The 17,728-nt window shown below is 50.9% G+C and carries 11 protein-coding genes and 1 pseudogene; 10 read left to right on the top strand and 2 right to left on the bottom strand.

All coding sequences use genetic code 11. From position 1 onward, the window contains the following. Positions 1 to 107 precede the first annotated feature (107 nt). Positions 108 to 740 (bottom strand): annotated as a pseudogene (gene istA, locus ACTRXG_RS03835) (IS21 family transposase); the annotation flags it as partial. Between the two features lie 150 nt (positions 741 to 890). Here istA and ACTRXG_RS03840 point away from each other — a divergent pair. The 9 genes from ACTRXG_RS03840 (at position 891) to ACTRXG_RS03880 (ending at position 13,877) form a co-directional block, all read left to right on the top strand. Continuing rightward, the gene (locus ACTRXG_RS03840) at positions 891 to 3,935 is read left to right on the top strand and encodes a glycoside hydrolase family 2 TIM barrel-domain containing protein (RefSeq protein ID WP_474284070.1); all 3,045 of its coding nucleotides are present in this window, start codon (positions 891 to 893) and stop codon (positions 3,933 to 3,935) included. An 84-nt stretch (positions 3,936 to 4,019) separates the two neighbouring features. Then, positions 4,020 to 5,219 carry an ROK family transcriptional regulator gene (locus ACTRXG_RS03845; protein WP_474284071.1) on the top strand — a complete coding sequence of 400 codons (1,200 nt, stop codon included), beginning with the start codon at positions 4,020 to 4,022 and terminating at the stop codon, positions 5,217 to 5,219. Positions 5,220 to 5,306: 87 nt separating this feature from the next. Beyond that, the gene (locus ACTRXG_RS03850) at positions 5,307 to 5,660 is read left to right on the top strand and encodes a hypothetical protein (protein ID WP_474261607.1); all 354 of its coding nucleotides are present in this window, start codon (positions 5,307 to 5,309) and stop codon (positions 5,658 to 5,660) included. A gap of 148 nt (positions 5,661 to 5,808) precedes the next feature. Beyond that, entirely contained in the window at positions 5,809 to 6,975 is a 1,167-nt protein-coding gene (locus tag ACTRXG_RS03855) for an MFS transporter (protein WP_474284072.1), read from the top strand. A gap of 179 nt (positions 6,976 to 7,154) precedes the next feature. Beyond that, positions 7,155 to 8,162, top strand: coding sequence for a DUF726 domain-containing protein (locus ACTRXG_RS03860; RefSeq protein WP_474284073.1), 1,008 nt, complete (start codon positions 7,155 to 7,157; stop codon positions 8,160 to 8,162). 17 nt (positions 8,163 to 8,179) lie between these two features. Further along, positions 8,180 to 9,448 (top strand): hypothetical protein, encoded by a 1,269-nt coding sequence (locus ACTRXG_RS03865; protein WP_474284074.1) that lies wholly within the window; start codon positions 8,180 to 8,182, stop codon positions 9,446 to 9,448. 278 nt (positions 9,449 to 9,726) lie between these two features. Beyond that, complete coding sequence (locus tag ACTRXG_RS03870; RefSeq protein ID WP_474284075.1) at positions 9,727 to 10,980, top strand: L-lactate MFS transporter; 1,254 nt, start codon at positions 9,727 to 9,729, stop codon at positions 10,978 to 10,980. A 56-nt stretch (positions 10,981 to 11,036) separates the two neighbouring features. Beyond that, a complete protein-coding gene (locus tag ACTRXG_RS03875; RefSeq protein ID WP_474261603.1) occupies positions 11,037 to 11,393 on the top strand; it encodes a Na-translocating system protein MpsC family protein in 357 nt (118 codons plus the stop codon). A 123-nt stretch (positions 11,394 to 11,516) separates the two neighbouring features. Then, entirely contained in the window at positions 11,517 to 13,877 is a 2,361-nt protein-coding gene (locus ACTRXG_RS03880; protein ID WP_474284076.1) for an FdhF/YdeP family oxidoreductase, read from the top strand. Positions 13,878 to 13,915: 38 nt separating this feature from the next. Here the strand turns inward: ACTRXG_RS03880 and ACTRXG_RS03885 are convergent, their stop codons facing one another. Next, positions 13,916 to 15,007: a diguanylate cyclase gene (locus ACTRXG_RS03885; protein ID WP_474284077.1), complete on the bottom strand. Its 1,092-nt coding sequence runs from the start codon at positions 15,005 to 15,007 to the stop codon at positions 13,916 to 13,918. A gap of 243 nt (positions 15,008 to 15,250) precedes the next feature. Here ACTRXG_RS03885 and ACTRXG_RS03890 point away from each other — a divergent pair, with 243 nt between their 5' ends. Continuing rightward, positions 15,251 to 17,713, top strand: coding sequence for an EAL domain-containing protein (locus ACTRXG_RS03890; RefSeq protein ID WP_474280892.1), 2,463 nt, complete (start codon positions 15,251 to 15,253; stop codon positions 17,711 to 17,713). Positions 17,714 to 17,728: the final 15 nt, after the last annotated feature.

Below are 17,728 nucleotides of genomic sequence, written 5' to 3' on the forward strand. Positions count from 1 at the left end.
CCAGTAAAATAACGTCATTATCTATTTTACTAAAGGATCAGATTGATGGAGCAAAAGTGTAAAATCGAATCAAGCAAAATCTGTCAACTTTATTCTAGCGTTCACACGGCAAAGGCCGCGAATCGTTCATTCCACAACACCCGCCCCTGATCCCGTCCATGGACCACCGTCTTCATGTTGTCGAACAGAAGGTGCTTCGGGATACCCCCAAAATACTCAAACGCCCGAAGGATCCCTTCTATCACATGCTCCAGGTCCTGTTTGTCGGTTAACCAGGCATACTTCATTCGCGAATATCCGAGAATCACCACGAATAACGACAGTTTGCGCTGCTTGCCGTCGATCTCCATCAGCCCAACATCTTTCCAATCCACCTGCATCTGTTCCCCCGGCCGCGTTTCATACCGCATCGTATATTTCTTTTTCGCGGCAGCCCGATAGGGCTTCATGTAATCCTTCAGAATGGTAAGCCCACCACGATAGCCCTGCGCCTCAATTTCTTCGAACAATTTCACACTATTCCACACCTGATCCTCCAACATCCGCTGGTCCAGATAGGATTTGTAGGGATCGAGTTTACTGGCTTTCTGTTTCCGTTTGGAAGATACCGGCGCTGACGGAGTCGAGAGGTATTTACGTACCGTTTTGCGATCCATGTGAAGTTCTCTGGCAATATCGGAGATCGACATTCCTCGTTCTTTCATTTCCTTGATCATAAAAAATTCCCCTTTCGTTTTCACAAACCACAGCACTCCTTTCTCAGCTATGGTTTGTATTCTACGTGGGGAAATTTATTCCGGCTATAATGGGGAGTTTATCATCGGCTTTAACAACTTAGACACTTTATTTAGGATCACCATTATTAAACAGTTCAACTAGGAGGCATTGCTATGCAAAAAGATTGGGAAGATTTAACCACGCTGCAGCGGAACCGCCGGGCGGCCCGGGCGTCGTTTGTATCACAGGAAAGCACGGGAGGCGACAAAGGGGTCACGCTGTTAAACGGCGACTGGAAATTCCACTACGCTCCGTCGCCGGAGGAGGCGCCGGAAGGGTTTTACGATCCGGAGTTTTCCGACGCGTCCTGGGACACGCTCGCCGTTCCGTCGCACTGGCAGCTGCATGGCTACGGCCGTCCGCATTACACGAACGTGATTTATCCGTTTCCGGTGGATCCACCGAACATTCCGTCGGAGAACCCGACCGGCAGCTACCGCCGTACCTTTGAACTGGAGGAGGTGCCGGAGGATCACACAGTGCTGCTCGTCTTTGAAGGCGTCGACAGCGCGTTTCACGTCTGGATCAACGGCCGGGAGGCAGGCTACAGTCAGGGCAGTCGGGTGCCGGCGGAATTTGACGTTACCGGGCTTGTGACGGCGGGGACCAATCATATCGCCGTGCGGGTGTACCAGTGGTCTGACGGCAGCTACATTGAAGACCAGGACATGTGGTGGATGAGCGGTATTTTCCGCGACGTGTCGGTGCAGATCAAACCATCTGTGTACATGAATGACTTTTTTGTTCGTACGCTGCTGGACGGTGATTACCGCGACGCGGTCTGCCGTGTAGAGGTGCAGACGAACCGCCGGGACGAAGCCCATATGGTGGACGCCTATCTGTATGACGGAGTGGAGGAAATCGGTACGGCACAGCTGCCGGCGGATAGTGCAGGTGCAAGCGTCGATGTGAACGTCGCGAACCCGGAAAAGTGGTCCGCAGAGTCCCCGTACCTGTATCAGCTCGTGCTGGTCGTGCGAAACGAAAGCGGGGAAGAAGTGGACCGGATTGTCCATGATGTGGGCTTTCGGTCCGTCGAACTGAAGGGCGGTGTGTTTCTTGTGAACGGGGTGCCGATTACGCTGAAGGGTGTCAACCGCCACGACCACGATCCGGAAACCGGACGGGCGGTCAGCCGGGCTCGCATGGAGGAAGACGTACGTCTCATGAAGCAGTACAACATCAACGCCGTGCGCACCGCACATTACCCGAACGCTCCGGCCTTTTACGACCTGTGCAACCGCTACGGGCTGTATGTGATCGATGAGGCGGATCTGGAGTGCCACGGCTTTGACGTGATAAACGACTGGAGTCAGCTCAGCCGGGATGAGGACTGGAAAGAGGCGTATCTGGACCGGATGGTGCGGATGGTGGAACGCGATAAAAACCACCCGTCGATCATCATGTGGTCGCTCGGCAACGAGTCCGGCTTCGGTCCGAACCACCAGGCGATGGCCGACTGGGCCAAAGAGCGCGATCCGGGACGGCTCGTACACTACGAGGGCGAAACGCGCCAGCTGATGAATGAAGCGTCGGTGCGGAACCAGCCGGACGAGGATCCGACTGCCTCCGATGTGTTTACAACGATGTACACAAGCGTGGAAGTGATGGACCAGCTCGGAGCACGTACGGAATATAAAAAACCGCACATTCTGTGTGAATACGCGCATGCGATGGGCAACGGCCCGGGTGGATTGAAGGAATACTGGGAAACGATCCGCCGGCACGACCGGCTGCAGGGCGGGTTCGTATGGGAATGGATCGACCAGGGCATTTTAAGTACGACTGATAATGGCGAAAGATACTTTGCCTACGGCGGCGACTTCGGGGAATACCCGCACGACGGCAACTTCGTCATCGACGGACTGCTGATGCCGGACCGGACGCCGTCCCCGGCGCTGCGGGAATACAAAAAAATCATCCAGCCCATCTGGGTGAAAGCAGACAGTGACGGCGCATACCGGATTGTAAACGAATATGATTTTCTCGGCACGGATCACCTGGCGGTTCACTGGCAGGTGAAAGTCGACGGGACGACCATTCAGGCTGGCGAACTCCGGGACATCGAAGCGCCGGCACGTACGTCGCAGCCGCTCAGTATTCCGTATGAAACGGTGGAAGCTGAATCAACCGAAGAGGTGACGCTCACAGTGGAATGCTCGCTGAAGGAAGAGACCGAGTGGGCCGCGGTGGGCCATGAGATTGCCTGGAGCGAGCACGTGCTGCAGGAAGCGGCGCTTCCGGGCGAGGTGCCGGACGAAGGCGGCAGCGAATCAACGCTTGCCGTAACGGAAACCGGGGCCGAATGGATTATTTCCGGGGGAATAACGCACCTGGCGTTTTGCAAACAAACCGGAAGAATGAATGCATGGACCCATAACGGAGAGCCGCTGATCGAACACGGACCGAAGCTGAATCTCTGGCGGGCGCCGATCGATAATGACCGCTGGGGACAGAAGGAATGGAAACCGGTACCGTCGGAGGAAACGTGGAAATCTTTCGGGCTGCATTACCTGCTTACGCGTACGGAAGCCGTTCATGTGGCCGAACACGGAGAAACTGTGCACGTGAGTGTTCAGGAAAGCGTCGCGCCTCCGGGCCTGGCGTGGAATATGGCTGTGGAGTGGACGTATGTGATTGCTCCATCGGGGACGGTGGACGTGGATATTTCTGTTGTTCCGCGCGGTCACTACCCGGACACCCTGCCGCGGGTTGGCATTGAATGGACGGTGCCGAAAACGATGCAGCAGGTGGACTGGCTCGGACTCGGACCGGGAGAGGCCTACCGCGACAGCCGGCAGTCTGTGCGGCGCGGCCAGTGGTCGTCGCCGGTGCCGGAGCTTATGACACCGTACATTTTCCCGCAGGAAAACGGCAACCGCCACGACGTACGCGAAGTAACGCTGAAAGGCGGAGCTGTAGCGTTAACGGCCGAAGCACGCGGGGAGCGTTTTGACTTTACCATCCAGGAGTACAGCCAGAAAAACATGGAAGAGGCCAGGCACCGTTACGATCTGAGAAAAGAGGAATATGTTACGGTGAAAATTGATCATCAGCAGCACGGCCTCGGTTCGGCCAGCTGCGGACCGGATGTGCTGGAGCAGTACAGGCTGCACACGGAGCCTTTCCATTTTCAGCTTCGTTTGCGCGGGGAATAACAAATAGAAAAGCCGCGCAGGTTTTATTTATAGCATCAGGGCACGTGGAATAAGAACCAGGGGCCGCGAAACGGGGGATCAGTTATGCAAACCGGCAGTTTTCAATGGATGAAGTCCATTAACAAATCAATTGTATTAAACAAAATCCGTAGCGAGGGCCCGATATCACGTGCCCAGATTGCGAAAGAAACAAACCTGACCCCGCCGACGGTGAGCGCGAACGTGCGTGAGCTGATCGAGCAGGGGATCGTCAAAGAAAGCCGCCTCGGCGATTCGCAGGGCGGCCGGAAGCCGACGATGCTTGTGATCAACAGCGGGGATTTTTATATTATCGGTCTCGATGCCGGTCCGACGGAGGTGGAGTTTGGCCTTGCGGATCTGTCGGGCACCGTGATTCATCACCTGAGGGAAAGCATTAACCTGACGGAGGAATCAGGATTTCTGGATGTAGTGAAACGGGGTATTCATGATTTATTAAATGAAATTCCTCTCATGCGGGACAAAGTCGTCGGAATCGGGGTGGCCATGCACGGGGTTGTCGATGTGGCGACAGGAACGTCGCTGTTTGCGCCGAACCTGCATCTCCGGGATATTCCGATTAAAGACGAACTGGAAAAGGAATTTGGCTTTCTCGTGAAGGTGGAAAACGATGCCCGTGCCATGGCGCTTGGCGAAGCCTGGTTTGGCAGCGGCGAAAATGTCAAAAGCATGGTCGCGGTCAACGTCGGACGGGGCATCGGCTCCGGTATTATTATCAATGGCGAGCTTTATCACGGCGAATATGACATCGCCGGGGAGCTCGGCCATATGGCGATTGACGTGCACGGTCGCCGGTGTGCGTGCGGAAGCAACGGCTGCCTGCAGACCGTCGCTTCGGGACCGGCCGTTGCCGAACGGACCGTGGAAAGCCTGAAAAATCATCCGGAGAGCCGGATATGGGAGTTGGTTGAGGGTAACACGAAGCAAGTGAGTGGGGAAATAGTTTTAAAAGCTGCCGAAGCGGGCGATCCGCTCGCCATTGACATTCTCCGGCAGACCGGGGAATATCTAGGCATCGGTCTCACCAATCTGATTCATATTATCAACCCAACGAAAATCATACTCGGCGGCGGGGTGTCGGAGTCCGGAAAGTACGTGCTCGATCCGGTCCGGCGCACGATTCAGGAGCGTGGTCTCACCAAACAGGCCAAGCAGACAGAAGTCGTCATTACCGAGTTTGGCAGCAAAGCAACCATGCTCGGCGCGGTGGCACTGCTGCTGGTGGAACTGTTTCAGCCGCAATGAATGTGTGCGCTTCCTATGAAAACATTCACCATTCATGACTAACTTTCCTTTCTTCTGGGAATAGAGAGGGGAAAGGAGTTGTCACAGATGAGAAACACATTCATTGCTGCCCAGGTCCGCTCGGATCGCTGGGAAGACATCGGCTCTCTTTTTCGTGATAGTGCAATTGTGAACTACGAACAGGCGAAGGAACGGAAAGAAGGACTGCTTATTCCCTTCTTTTATGACGAATATATGATGTGGAAGCCGGAAACGTATGAACTGCTCGAAGAACTGCAGGGACGCCCGGTACACATAGAGGAGCTTGCCTCCTGTCGCCTGACCGGTTTTCGGCACGAATTGGTTCTTTCAATCACCGATTGGGAGATTACCCCGGAAGGCATTATGGCCAAACAGTACCAGAATCACGAAAAACCGACACAAAATGTGCAGCTGATATAAATGAGAGAAGGCAGGGCCCATTACGGGCGCTGCTTTTTTATGCAGGCAGATGATCGTTTCCGGTGGGAGGTTCGTGTTAGAATGAGATAGAAGATTTTAGGATAGAAAGGAACGAAAGGCGGAGGCGTCTTTCGAAGGTCACTGTGCTATGAATTCACGTGTTTACTTACTGGCGGTGTCGGCGTTTATCGTCGGGATGGTCGAGCTGATTATCAGCGGGATTCTCCCGCTCATTTCGGAGGATTTATCGGTGTCGATTGCTATTGCTGGCCAGCTGATTACCATTTTTGCCCTCGTATTTGCGGTGGCGGGCCCGCTACTGCTGTCATTTACGTCCAATGTGGAACGGAAAACGGTGTACATATGGGCGCTTGCGGTATTTGCGATTGCCAATATAGGCGCAAGCCTGGCACCAACGTTTACCGTCCTCATGGCCGCCCGGTTTGTAACCGCAGCGAGTGCGGCGCTCATTATCGTGCTCGCGCTTACGATGGCGCCGAAGCTTGTGGAGGCGAAATACCGCTCGCGCAGCATCGGCCTCGTGACGATGGGCGTCAGCTCGGCGCTCGTCCTCGGCGTGCCGCTCGGCGTGCTGATCGGGGAGGCGTTCGGCTGGCGGATCATCTTCGTGATGATCGCTATGCTGACGGTACTGATTGGCGCCGTCATGATCCGCTTTCTGCCGCGCATGCAGCCGGAGCAGGTGGTTACTGTCGGCCAGCAGATCCGCTCGCTCAAAGATATCAAGATCGTCGGTATCCACAGTGTGACGCTTCTGGTGCTTGCGGGCCATTATACGCTGTACGGCTACTTTAATCCGTTCATGCAGGAGACGATGGGACTGAATTCGTTCTGGATCAGCGCCATGTTCTTTATTTTCGGAGCAGCGGCGGTCTCCGGCGGGGGCGTCGGCGGCTGGCTCACCGACCAGTTTGGCTCCAAAAAAATGTCGCTAACGTTCATTGCTTCGTTTGCGGTTATCCTATTCATTTTGCCATTTGCGACCAACTCGATGGCGCTCTTTATCATAGCCGTGATTATCTGGGGTATTCTCAGCTGGTCGATTGCGCCGGCGCAGCAGAGCTATCTGATTGCGGTCGCGCCGGAAACGTCCGACATCCAGCAGAGCGTCAACACGTCGGCGCTCCAGGTCGGCATTGCGATCGGCTCGATTCTCGGCGGTATCGTCGTGGAGCAGTCCGTCGTTGCCGCCACCTCCTGGGCCGGAAGCGCGCTTGTGGTGGTCGCTATGGTAATCGCGCTCATGGCGTACCGGGCGCCGCGGGTGCGGGGGAGCGAACCCACTAAATCATGATTATTTGAGAAGGGACTTTTTATTAAATTTTCTTTTCTATTAATGACAAATCCGATTCAGTAATTTTTACTGAATCGGATTTGTCATATTTTTTAAAAAATATAGTTTTATAGTCTCTTATATAGTACTATATTATTAGAAAATATTGTTAGTTATAAAACATAAAAGGGGGATTTTTTATGAGTGTTTTAGAAAAATTTGGTTTAGATAAAAGGCAAACCCGATTACTTTTTAGTTTACAAAAGTCCTTAGTAATGTCTGATATTGAGTTTGAAAAAAATAATACCATTAAAGAAAAAAAAGAAGAATGGCTGCAAAGTTGGGTTAAAGGTGTCGAAGATGTATTAAATGGAGAAGAATATCATGAATGGACCCTTGTTGAGGAAGAAAAACAATTAATAGAAGAATGCGAAATCGCTGTGAAAAATTGTGAGAATCTTCGAACACCTCTGTACTTAATATTGTTGGAACTGAATTTGTTTGTTCCGTACTTTCCTGTCGATGAAATAAAATTTAAAACACATGAAAGAGTAAAATATGATAAAAAAATACTCAATTACAATGTTGTGCGTTATGCACGCTTATTAGACATCGACGAAGAATTTATTGAAAATACAAATAAGACCTTTAAAAAATCAGTACGTTCTATTTCTAAAGTTGGTACAAAAATGCTGGCAGGGGCTGGAGGAGGAGCAATATTAATAGCTTTGACCGCTGGTCTTGCAACCCCCTTTATTGCTGGGCTAGCAGCCCCAGCTGGATTGGCAGGAGCGGCGGCTACAAATGCAGGATTAGCCGCACTTGGCGGTGGTGCAGTAGCTGCTGGTGGGATGGGTATGGCTGGTGGTATGACAGTTATAGTTGGAGGAGGAAGTATTTTTGGTTCATTAAGCGGTATGGCTTTAGGAGGGATGCTAAAGGATTCTTCTAGTCTAGCTTTACGTGAAGGGGCAAAATTAGAAGTGATTATGAAAGAAATTATTTTATCTGAACAACATGACGTTAGATTTGCTCAAGAAATGATTGGAGAACAAAAGAAAGTTATTAAAAAATTAAATGAAGAACTTACAGATTTAGAAATGAATGAAAAAGAAAATAAAAAACAAATTAAAAATTTATCGAAGTCAATTCAATATTTAAAAACTACTCTTAAACGTTCAGAAGTTAATTTGGATCAATTTGTTTAATAAGGAGCGTATAAGTGATGTCGAAAAAGAAAATTTTTGATTTTGATGATGATTTCGACGAAATACAAAACGGATTGGCAGATTCTCAAAATCGTTTAAGACAAAACAATATAAAGTCGAAAACCAATAGTCTAGAGCTGCAACAATTGCAAAAAGAGTTGGAATCACTAACAGGTCAAGGTAGCGAAAGCTCTAGCTTTTCACAAATTCCAGAAATCGATATTAATTATGATAAACAATATTTTTTAAACTTTTCAGAACAAACGCATAGAGAAATTGAAAAGGAAATTTATACAAATGCAAATCTGTTATCTCCTTTGACTAAAACTGATTACTTTGTAGCCTTTGCTATTGGTTTGGTAGGAGTTTTAGTTGATATGTTTTTAGTTAAATTGCCGAAAGATATCAATTATCTAGGTAAGTATCATCAAAAAGGAAGTGCACTAACAAGCGAAATAAAAAAGATAGGAGATGAAAGTGGAGATTTCAAGAATATTATCACTAAATTAGAAAAAACCTTTAAAGTAAATTACGATGCCAGCACTAGCAAAAGGTTCAATAATTATCAAGGAGATGTTAATGGCTTTTATCCTAAAACTCACAGAATGATGAGTTTAGGCCATGATCCTTTTTTTGGTCTTTTGTTTGGTACCTTAGATATTTGGAACGACACTTTAACTTTTATAGATAGTAAAGGAATTATTCATTCAGTAGATATGAGCCACTTAGGCAAAGCTTCTCTAAACGATAAAATATTTGCTCCACTTTTATGGCTAGGTCATTTACTATCAGACGCATGTACAAAAATGGGTTTGCCTGTACCGGGTTGGGGCTTTACTCAATTGTTACAATTTGGGAGTTTGGGAGAGAATGACCGTACTTTTGCAGATATCGCAAGGTGGATGTATGTAGAAGGATACGATCTAAGGCATTTTTTAACGATGAGCACAGTGCCAGGTAGTATTGAACTTTTAAACAGGTTGTATCATAAAAAAACAAGTGAACCATATGAGACACCTGGTGTATATTTAGATAGAAATTTAAATGAATTAGAACAAAACATTCGTCTGGAAAAAATGTTATTTATAAGCCACTCAGTAGCGGCAAGTGGTAACGTGGCTAAAATTATTAAGAACCATGGCAATCCATTGAGTTTTAATATGCCGGTATGGTTAGGTTTGATAAAACAAAGCGTTCAATTCACCTTAATTGAAACTCGTAATAAAGATGCCGAGAAAGCTGTGAGAAATAGGAATAAAATTAATAATACTTGGAATAATCTTTAAAAGGGAAAATGATTAGAAATAAACGGAAAGATAAAATTGAGATTGAAATTCAGCCCGAAAACAGCTATGATAAAGGTGTTCAGAAAGCTGTAACATTTAAACATCGCGGCAGCGCTCCTGCAGGCGGTTTTAAATGAGTATAATTATGGAAACGATTACATGGTATTTTGGCAGAGGTCCTGCCTGAAGCTAAGCGTCGTTCTGTTTCTGTTGGGGATTTTTATCCCGGCGGAGCAGGCGGCGCTTTTTTTATTATTACATATCGGGGAGTGAGAGGAATGAACAAAACAAAAAACCGCTGGCTGATTGCGCTCGCGGCTGTCGGGATTCACATTTCGATCGGATCGGTCTACGCGTGGAGCGTGTTCACCAATCCGCTCATTGACGCCTACGGGTGGAATTTAAGCGCCGTGTCGCTCACATTCAGCATTGCGATCCTATTTCTGGGGCTGTCGGCTGCATTTATGGGACACTTCGTTGAAAAGCATGGCCCGAGGGTATCGGGGATGGTTGCCGCAAGCTTTTTCGGCTTCGGCATGATCGGCTCCGGGGCAGCGACGATGATAGAGTCGCTCTGGCTGTTATACATAACGTACGGCATGCTTGGCGGTATCGGTCTTGGCATCGGCTACATCACACCGGTGTCGACGCTCGTGAAATGGTTTCCGGACCGCCGGGGGCTCGCTACGGGCCTTGCGATTATGGGGTTTGGCTTTGCGGCAATGATCGCAAGCCCGGTGATGGCCTCACTCATTGAAGGCGCCGGCATTCCGTTAACGTTTTTCATTCTAGGGGCAGTATATTTTATCGTGATGATGAGCTCGGCGCTGTACCTCGAGCGTCCGCCGGAAGGATACATGAAGGAATACACGGCTGCTGGAAAACAGAAGCCGGATCTCGCGCAGCTGACGGCGAACGAAGCGGTCAAAACGCGCCGCTTCTGGTACCTGTGGGTCATGCTGTTCATTAACGTCACGTGCGGGATCGCGATTTTATCGGTGGCTTCCCCGATGGCGCAGGAAATTGCCGGGCTGTCGGCAGCCGCTGCGGCCACCACGGTCGGCCTGATGGGCTTTTTCAACGGCGCCGGCCGCATCGCCTGGGCGAGTATTTCCGACTATCTCGGACGCCCGAACGTGTACACGGCCTTTTTCCTGATTCAGATCGTGACCTTCTTTGCGCTGCCGAACCTGACCGTAGCGCTGTTGTTCCAGCTGGCACTGTTCTTAATCATGACATGCTACGGCGGCGGTTTCGCCTCCATCCCGGCCTACATTGGCGATATTTTCGGCACGAAGCAGCTTGGCGCCATTCACGGCTACGTGCTGACCGCCTGGGCGGCTGCCGGCCTGGTGGGCCCGCTGCTTGCCTCCTGGATTCGCGGGGTGACCGAGAGCTATGCGCTCACGCTTTCGATTTTTGGCAGCATGTTTATCGTCGCGCTTCTCGTGTCGCTGTTAATCCGTATTGATATCCGCCAGCTGAAGCAGGCGAACGCCGAGCCGGCTAAGGCAGAGAGGCTTTCGAGTTGATTTTTGCGGCCGCGGCGCATAAAATTTAGAGAGTATAAATAGTAAAGGTGAAAAAAATGAACAAATACGAAGCTGAGTTCAGCAACCTGGTCAAGGCGTTCCGCAAACGGCATATGGGCAAAGGGCCGGGCAAAATCAACACCACGTTCTGCAAGCACTGGGCGATCTGCGAGATGGAGGGCAACCTGTCGCCGGTGGAAAAGTTTATTGCCGCCGCCGACAACGGTGAACAGATGCTTCGGGCGGCCCGGACCGAGATGGTGAAGGACATGTACAAAAAGAATCATCCCGTGGAAATGGAAGAATTCCTCGGCAGCACGTTCGTCGATTTGTATGTGGATATTGATATCGAAAAGGATTTCGGCATGTCGATCTTCGTGTTCAGTGACAACATTCAGGAGAAATTTTCTTAAATACACAGGTTAGGCACTTCGCAGCGACCCTGCAAAAGACTCAACCGCTTTGCGCTCCGGGCGATACAGGCTCCGGGGCGTGAGGTGGTTTTTTTATTATTACACATAGAGGAGTTATTGATTATGGGAGAAACCAAGCACCAGGGACCAATGAAAAAAGCCAAAATGCCGGCACCGGAGCACTGGGTGAGTCCGATTCCGTTCGGCCTCGGCAAAGTGAAGCCAAAGCATATCCGGGATTCGATGAAAATTGCCTGGGACAACAAGGACAACCTCGGCTACGCGAAAAACATTATTACGAAGGGCGTCTGCGACGGCTGCGCGCTCGGGGTATCCGGGCTGTACGACCAGACGCTCAGCGGTCCGCACATCTGTACAACGCGGCTGAATGTGCTGCGGCTGAACACAATGCCGGCGGTCGACGATGAAATTTTAAACAAGGATATTGATGAGCTCCGCGAATACTCGAGCACCGAGCTGCGGGAGCTCGGCCGTGTGCCGTATCCGATGATCCGCCGCAAGGGCGAGCGCAAATTCTCCCGGCTAAGCTGGGACGATGCGATGGATACGATCGCGGATAAAATGAAGGAGCTCGACCCGAAGCAGTATGCGTTCTACTTAACGTCGCGCGGCATTACGAACGAATCTTACTACGTGGCCGCCAAGGTGTCCCGGTTTCTCGGGGCAAACCATATCGACAACGCGTCGAGAATCTGCCACTCACCGAGTAAGACCGCGATGAAGCGATCAGTCGGCGTCGGGGCATCGACAGCCAACTATCAGGACTGGATTGGCACCGACGTGCTGATGTTCTGGGGGAGCGTGGCGTCCAACAGCTCGCCGGTCTCTACGAAATACATGCTCGAGGCGAAGAAAAAGGGCACGAAAATTATTGTCATCAACCCGTACCGTGAGCCGTCGATGGACGAGTACTGGATTCCGTCGAATCCGGAGTCGGCGCTGTTTGGGACCAAGGTTGCGGACGACTTTTACCAGATTAATATCGGCGGCGACATTGCGTTTATGCACGGCATCATGAAGCACTGGTTTGACATGGAGGAAGAGATGCCGGGATCTGCGATCAACCATGACTTCGTCGACGAGCACGTGAACGGCTACGAAGAGCTGAAGCAGCAGGTCATGGCGCAGTCGTGGGAGGAAATTACGGAATCATCCGGCGTGACCCGCGAGCGGATCATCGAGCTTTCCGACCTGCTTGCCCGCAGCAAAAATGCTGTATTTGCCTGGGCGCTTGGGCTTACGATGCATTCGTTTGCAACCGACAACATTTCCCAGGTGGCAAACCTCGCGCTGCTGCGCGGCTTTCTCGGCCGCCAGTACAGCGGCCTGATGCCGTTTCGCGGCCACTCGAGCGTGCAGGGAAGCGGTGAAATGGGCGCCGATCCGTTTGTGCTTCCGGGCGGCGACTTTAAAGGCGACAACATCGAGCGGATCGAAAAGCTCTGGGGCTTTGACATTCCGAAATGGCAGGGAGACGTCGTAGGCGTGACGCTTGAAAACATTATGCTGCCTGAGGATCATGAGCGCAAAATCAAAATGTACTACCTGTCCGGCGGCAACTTCCTGGAAACGATGCCGGAGCCGGGTTTTGTGGAACAGGCGCTCTCGGAGCTCGACGTCCGCGTGCATCAGGACATTATCCTGAACACGTCGACGCTCGTGGATGCGAAGGAGGCGGTGATTGTGCTGCCGGCGAAAACCCGCTACGAGCAGGAGGACGGCGGCACGTCGACCTCGACCGAGCGGATGGTCTATTTTTCCCCTGAAATCGAAGGCAACAAAAACAAGATTGAGGAAGCACGGGCGGAATGGAAAATCTATATTGACCTCGCCAAGCGCGTGAAGCCGGAAACGGCCCATCTGGTTGATTTTAAGGATGGCTACGAGGTACGCGGGGAAATGGCCAAGGCGAACCCGAACTACAACGGCGTCCAGCATCTGAAAAAGCAGGGCGACGTGTTCCAGTGGGGCGGCGCATGGCTGTGCGAAGGCGGCGTCTGTCCGACGCCGGACGGACGAGGCAATTTGATTCCGGTCGAAATTCCAGACCTGAACCGGCAGCCGGGGGACTTTTACCTGACGACCCGGCGCGGCAAGCAGTTTAACTCGATGGTGTACAAAAAAACCGATCCGATCAACGGGGCGGAGCGTGATGACGTGCTCATGAACGAAGCGGATGCGAAGGAAAACCGGATCGCTGACGGCGAGGCGGTCGTGCTGTACAACCAGTACGGCGTGTTCCAGGGCCGGGCGCGGATTGCCGACATGGCGAAGGGCAATCTGGGCGTCCATTTTCCTGAGGGTAACTTCCTGCTGCCAAAGGGACGCTACGAGCAGTTTGCAAAAATCCCGGATTACAACATCGGCGTAAAGGTGGAAAAAGCCGAAAAATTCAACGCCCGCAAGGATACCGAGTATCTGGAAAAACGGGTGGATGATCTTGAGGATACGCCAGGGGCGTAATTTCAAAAAAAGCTGTCCGTTGAACGGGCAGCTTTTTGTTATATTAACCCCGCCGCACCAGCGGAACAAACACAGTTGCGACCCTCTCGTTTTGCCTGGTACAGCGCTTGGTCCGCCAGATCATACAAAGCATGAACGTTTTTTCCGGAGGCCGGGTAGGCTCCAAGCCCAATCGAAATGGTGATGAACAGGGGAGCGGGGCGTCCGGCAACGATAAATGGGGTGCGGGCGACATCGGCGCGGATGCGCTCTGCGATTGTCAGCGCATGGGTCTCGTCGCAATCGTAAAGAATCACTCCGAATTCTTCGCCGCCGATTCGGAAGGCGACATCATCTGGACGAACAGCAGCAACTATTACATGGCTGAGCTGCTTTAAAACCATATCGCCCTCGAGGTGTCCGTGCGTATCATTGATTTGCTTAAAATAGTCGATATCAAGCACTAAAAGCGACAGGGAGCGGCTGCTTGAGGGATATTCCTCTGCGGCCTGCCCGAGAAGCTCCTGGAAGGCGCGCTGGTTGTACAGCGCCGTTAAATTGTCCCGGTACGCCTGGTACTGGTAGCGGTTAAACATCTGGTTCACTTTATTTAAATGAACAAACATGTAAACAGAAACACCTGTACCTGTAAGAGAGGCGAGGAAATAAAACGCCGAAACAGGAAGCGAGACCGTTAACGGCATCAGTATGGAAAGCATCACTGCCATATAAAGAGTGGTGAGTCCAATCATCCAGGCCGCCCGCCGCCAGATATTTTTCACGGCAGTATGGACGATTCCGCCTGACACTACGCTTATAGCAATGAGGAGCAGGGCAGGGAAGGAAGAAGGGCTGAAGTCGATGAGCAGCCGTCCGGCTGCGATAATAATTCCGGTGATAATAGTCGGCACCCAGCCTCCAAAGACAGCCATCAACGTAACCGGCACGAGCCGGAGGTCGATGATAGTCGTTTCGTTCAGCGGAATGGTATAGGCAAGCAGGACAAGCCCCAGCATCCCACTGGCGGCACCGGCAGCTATTTTTTGTTTTACTGGTGAAGCCGTGCTTAAAGGTGTTTTATAAAGCAGGCGGTGAAACAAATAGATAAACGATATAAGAATAGTTATATTAATAAAAAATCCTGACAGCATAGCATCCCCCGTCGCTGCTTGGCCCAAGCTGAACTTTAGATTCAAACAAGAGTTTTATCCCAATGATAGCACCTCTTTGATCCAAAAAAAGGAACAGGAACGAAAAGATGAAAATAAGTAATAACGAACGATACGTTGAAAAGCCCGGGCATTAGTCATAAAGCACTAACACTGTACTTGCTTGACTGGGATTCAACTATATTCATGGTTCTGCCGATAAAAGACATAGATGTGTAATATTCTATGCTTGGAAAATGCTATGAATTCGGGGTGAACGTGGTGGAGCTTACTTATGAATCGTACAGTCCTGGACTAGTGGTGCTGTCTGTTTTGATTGCGGCATTTGCCTCCTATACAGCCTTTCACGCCGCCGGCCGACTAAAAGCGGCCGGATCGAAGCATAAAGCCGTCTGGGCCATGAGCGGCGGTTTGTGTCTCGGCGGCGGTATCTGGTCGATGCATTTTATTGCTATGCTCGCACTTGATGTGGGTATGCCGGTTACATATGACCCGGGGCTGCTTGTGCTGAGCATTGTGATGGCGGTGGGGGCCAGCTGGCTGGCTTTTCTGATTCTGCAATTTTTCAAACCGGGTCTCCGGTGGCACCTGCTTGGCGCTGTTTTTATCGGAAGCGGCATTGTGTCGATGCACTATATCGGCATGGCAGCGATGCAGATGAATGCAGAGATAAAGTACAGCCCGGTACTTGTGATAATATCCGTCGTGATTGCCTATCTGGCATCGTTTACCGCTCTGCGGCTGCTTTCGGTCGTGCCGTCCATTCAAAAACGCCTCTGGAAGGAGATCGGCTTTATCGGAAGTTCGCTTTTGATGGGAGCGGCTATTGCAGGCATGCATTATACAGGCATGGCCGGAGCGTCATTTGAACACGGAAGCGCCGGAATGGGAATGGATGGCACTGCCGTTCAAACGGAGCTTTTGTCCATTTTTATCGGTATTGGAATTATGATGATTTTAGTTATTACGACCATTGTGGCTGTTTTTGAACGTCAGATCGAATTTAAGAAAGACGAGCTGGATTACATCGATGATTTGTACCGGGGCATTATTCATACGGCGAACGATGCAATTATTACGTCCAATATGGATATGAAAATTGTATCCTGGAATGATGCGGCAGAGCGTATTTTCGGACACCGGCAGGCAGATATTATCGGCGAGCCGCTTTCAACGATTATTCCAAGTGCGTATCAAAGAAGGGTGGAGTATTTTCATCAAACCGGCGAGGATGTGGAAAGTGCCTCACTCGTTGAGCTGGAAGGGCTGCACTGCGATGGCTGGACATTTCCGCTCGAGCTTTCCTTTTCCCGGCAGGGAAGCGGGGGCCAAAAAGTATATACCGGAATTGTGCGCGATATTTCGGAGCGTATCAAACAGAATGAACGTATCCAGGAGCTGATTTACCGGGATGATTTAACCCGGCTGCCGAACCGGCGTATGCTGAACGAGCATCTTACCCATATGCTTGAGCAGCTGTCTCAGGCGAATTTGGCCGTGCTGTTTGTTGACCTGGACCGGTTTAAAAATGTAAACGACGTCTACGGGCACCGTATTGGTGATGAGCTTTTAATTATTGCCGCTGAACGGATGAAAAAGCGTCTGCGGGAAACGGATTTTCTGGCCAGGCAGAGCGGGGATGAATTTGTGGTTATTTTGCCGGAGTCTACCGGCTACGGGGCAGGGAACACGGCTCATTCGCTGGTACAGGTATTGAATGAACCGGTCACAATAGAGAAAAATGAGTTGTTTATTTCCGCCTCGATTGGCATCAGTGTGTATCCGGAGGACGGGGAAACAGCGGAGGACCTGCTAAAGCATGCCGATACGGCGATGTACAAAGCGAAAAGCAGCGGCGCAAATCAGTACTTCTTCTTCACGGCCGATATGAATGAAGAGGTGTCCAAAAAAATGCTGCTCGAGTCCGGACTTAGGAAGGGCATCATCACCGAAGAATTTTTGTTGTACTATCAGCCGCAGGTGGACGTTGTCAGCGGAGAAATAAAGGGCTATGAAGCACTTGTGCGTTGGAGGCACCCGGAGCTCGGAATGGTGCCGCCGGGAGAATTTATTCCGCTTGCTGAAGAAACCGGACTCATCATCCCGCTCGGGCGCTGGATTCTACAGGAGGCGTGCCGGCAGATGGCAGAATGGAAAAAAGCCGGAAGCACGGTAACCAGAATGTCAGTGAATATTTCCACCCTTCAGTTCCAGCAGCCGGACTTTTTGAATATGGTTATGGAAATTCTTGAAAATACCGGCCTTCCCCCGGAATACCTGGAGCTTGAGCTGACGGAAAGCATTGTGCAGGATCCGGAACGGTCGGTGCCTCTGATGGAAAGCATTCGGGCCAGGGGTATCCGCATCTCTCTTGATGATTTTGGCACCGGCTACTCATCGCTCAGCTACCTGAAGGACTTTCCATTGAATACACTTAAGATCGATAAATCGTTTATGGACAACATCGAGGACGGGCAGCGCGAGGAAGCGATCGTGGAAAGCATTATCCATATGGCCCAACGTCTTGGCTTTAACGTGATCGCAGAGGGAATCGAAAAAAGCTCGCAGTTGAGCCTCCTCTCGGAAAAAGCGTGCCAAGAATACCAGGGCTATTACTACAGCCCGCCGCTCCCGGCTGAAGCGATAAACGAATACGCAGGGCGCCGGGATGAAAAATATACGTCTTAACGCAAGAAAGCCCGC

It is taken from the genome of Marinococcus sp. LNSP9103-4, assembly GCF_056034345.1.

What these genes read in the sequence shown, in the direction of transcription:
- ACTRXG_RS03840 (WP_474284070.1), top strand. Translation starts at nt 891, where the DNA reads ATGCAAAAAGATTGGGAAGATTTAACCACGCTGCAGCGGAACCGCCGG.
- ACTRXG_RS03845 (WP_474284071.1), top strand. Translation starts at nt 4,020, where the DNA reads ATGCAAACCGGCAGTTTTCAATGGATGAAGTCCATTAACAAATCAATT.
- ACTRXG_RS03850 (WP_474261607.1), top strand. Translation starts at nt 5,307, where the DNA reads ATGAGAAACACATTCATTGCTGCCCAGGTCCGCTCGGATCGCTGGGAA.
- ACTRXG_RS03855 (WP_474284072.1), top strand. Translation starts at nt 5,809, where the DNA reads ATGAATTCACGTGTTTACTTACTGGCGGTGTCGGCGTTTATCGTCGGG.
- ACTRXG_RS03860 (WP_474284073.1), top strand. Translation starts at nt 7,155, where the DNA reads ATGAGTGTTTTAGAAAAATTTGGTTTAGATAAAAGGCAAACCCGATTA.
- ACTRXG_RS03865 (WP_474284074.1), top strand. Translation starts at nt 8,180, where the DNA reads ATGTCGAAAAAGAAAATTTTTGATTTTGATGATGATTTCGACGAAATA.
- ACTRXG_RS03870 (WP_474284075.1), top strand. Translation starts at nt 9,727, where the DNA reads ATGAACAAAACAAAAAACCGCTGGCTGATTGCGCTCGCGGCTGTCGGG.
- ACTRXG_RS03875 (WP_474261603.1), top strand. Translation starts at nt 11,037, where the DNA reads ATGAACAAATACGAAGCTGAGTTCAGCAACCTGGTCAAGGCGTTCCGC.
- ACTRXG_RS03880 (WP_474284076.1), top strand. Translation starts at nt 11,517, where the DNA reads ATGGGAGAAACCAAGCACCAGGGACCAATGAAAAAAGCCAAAATGCCG.
- ACTRXG_RS03885 (WP_474284077.1), bottom strand. Translation starts at nt 15,007, where the DNA reads ATGCTGTCAGGATTTTTTATTAATATAACTATTCTTATATCGTTTATC.
- ACTRXG_RS03890 (WP_474280892.1), top strand. Translation starts at nt 15,251, where the DNA reads ATGCTTGGAAAATGCTATGAATTCGGGGTGAACGTGGTGGAGCTTACT.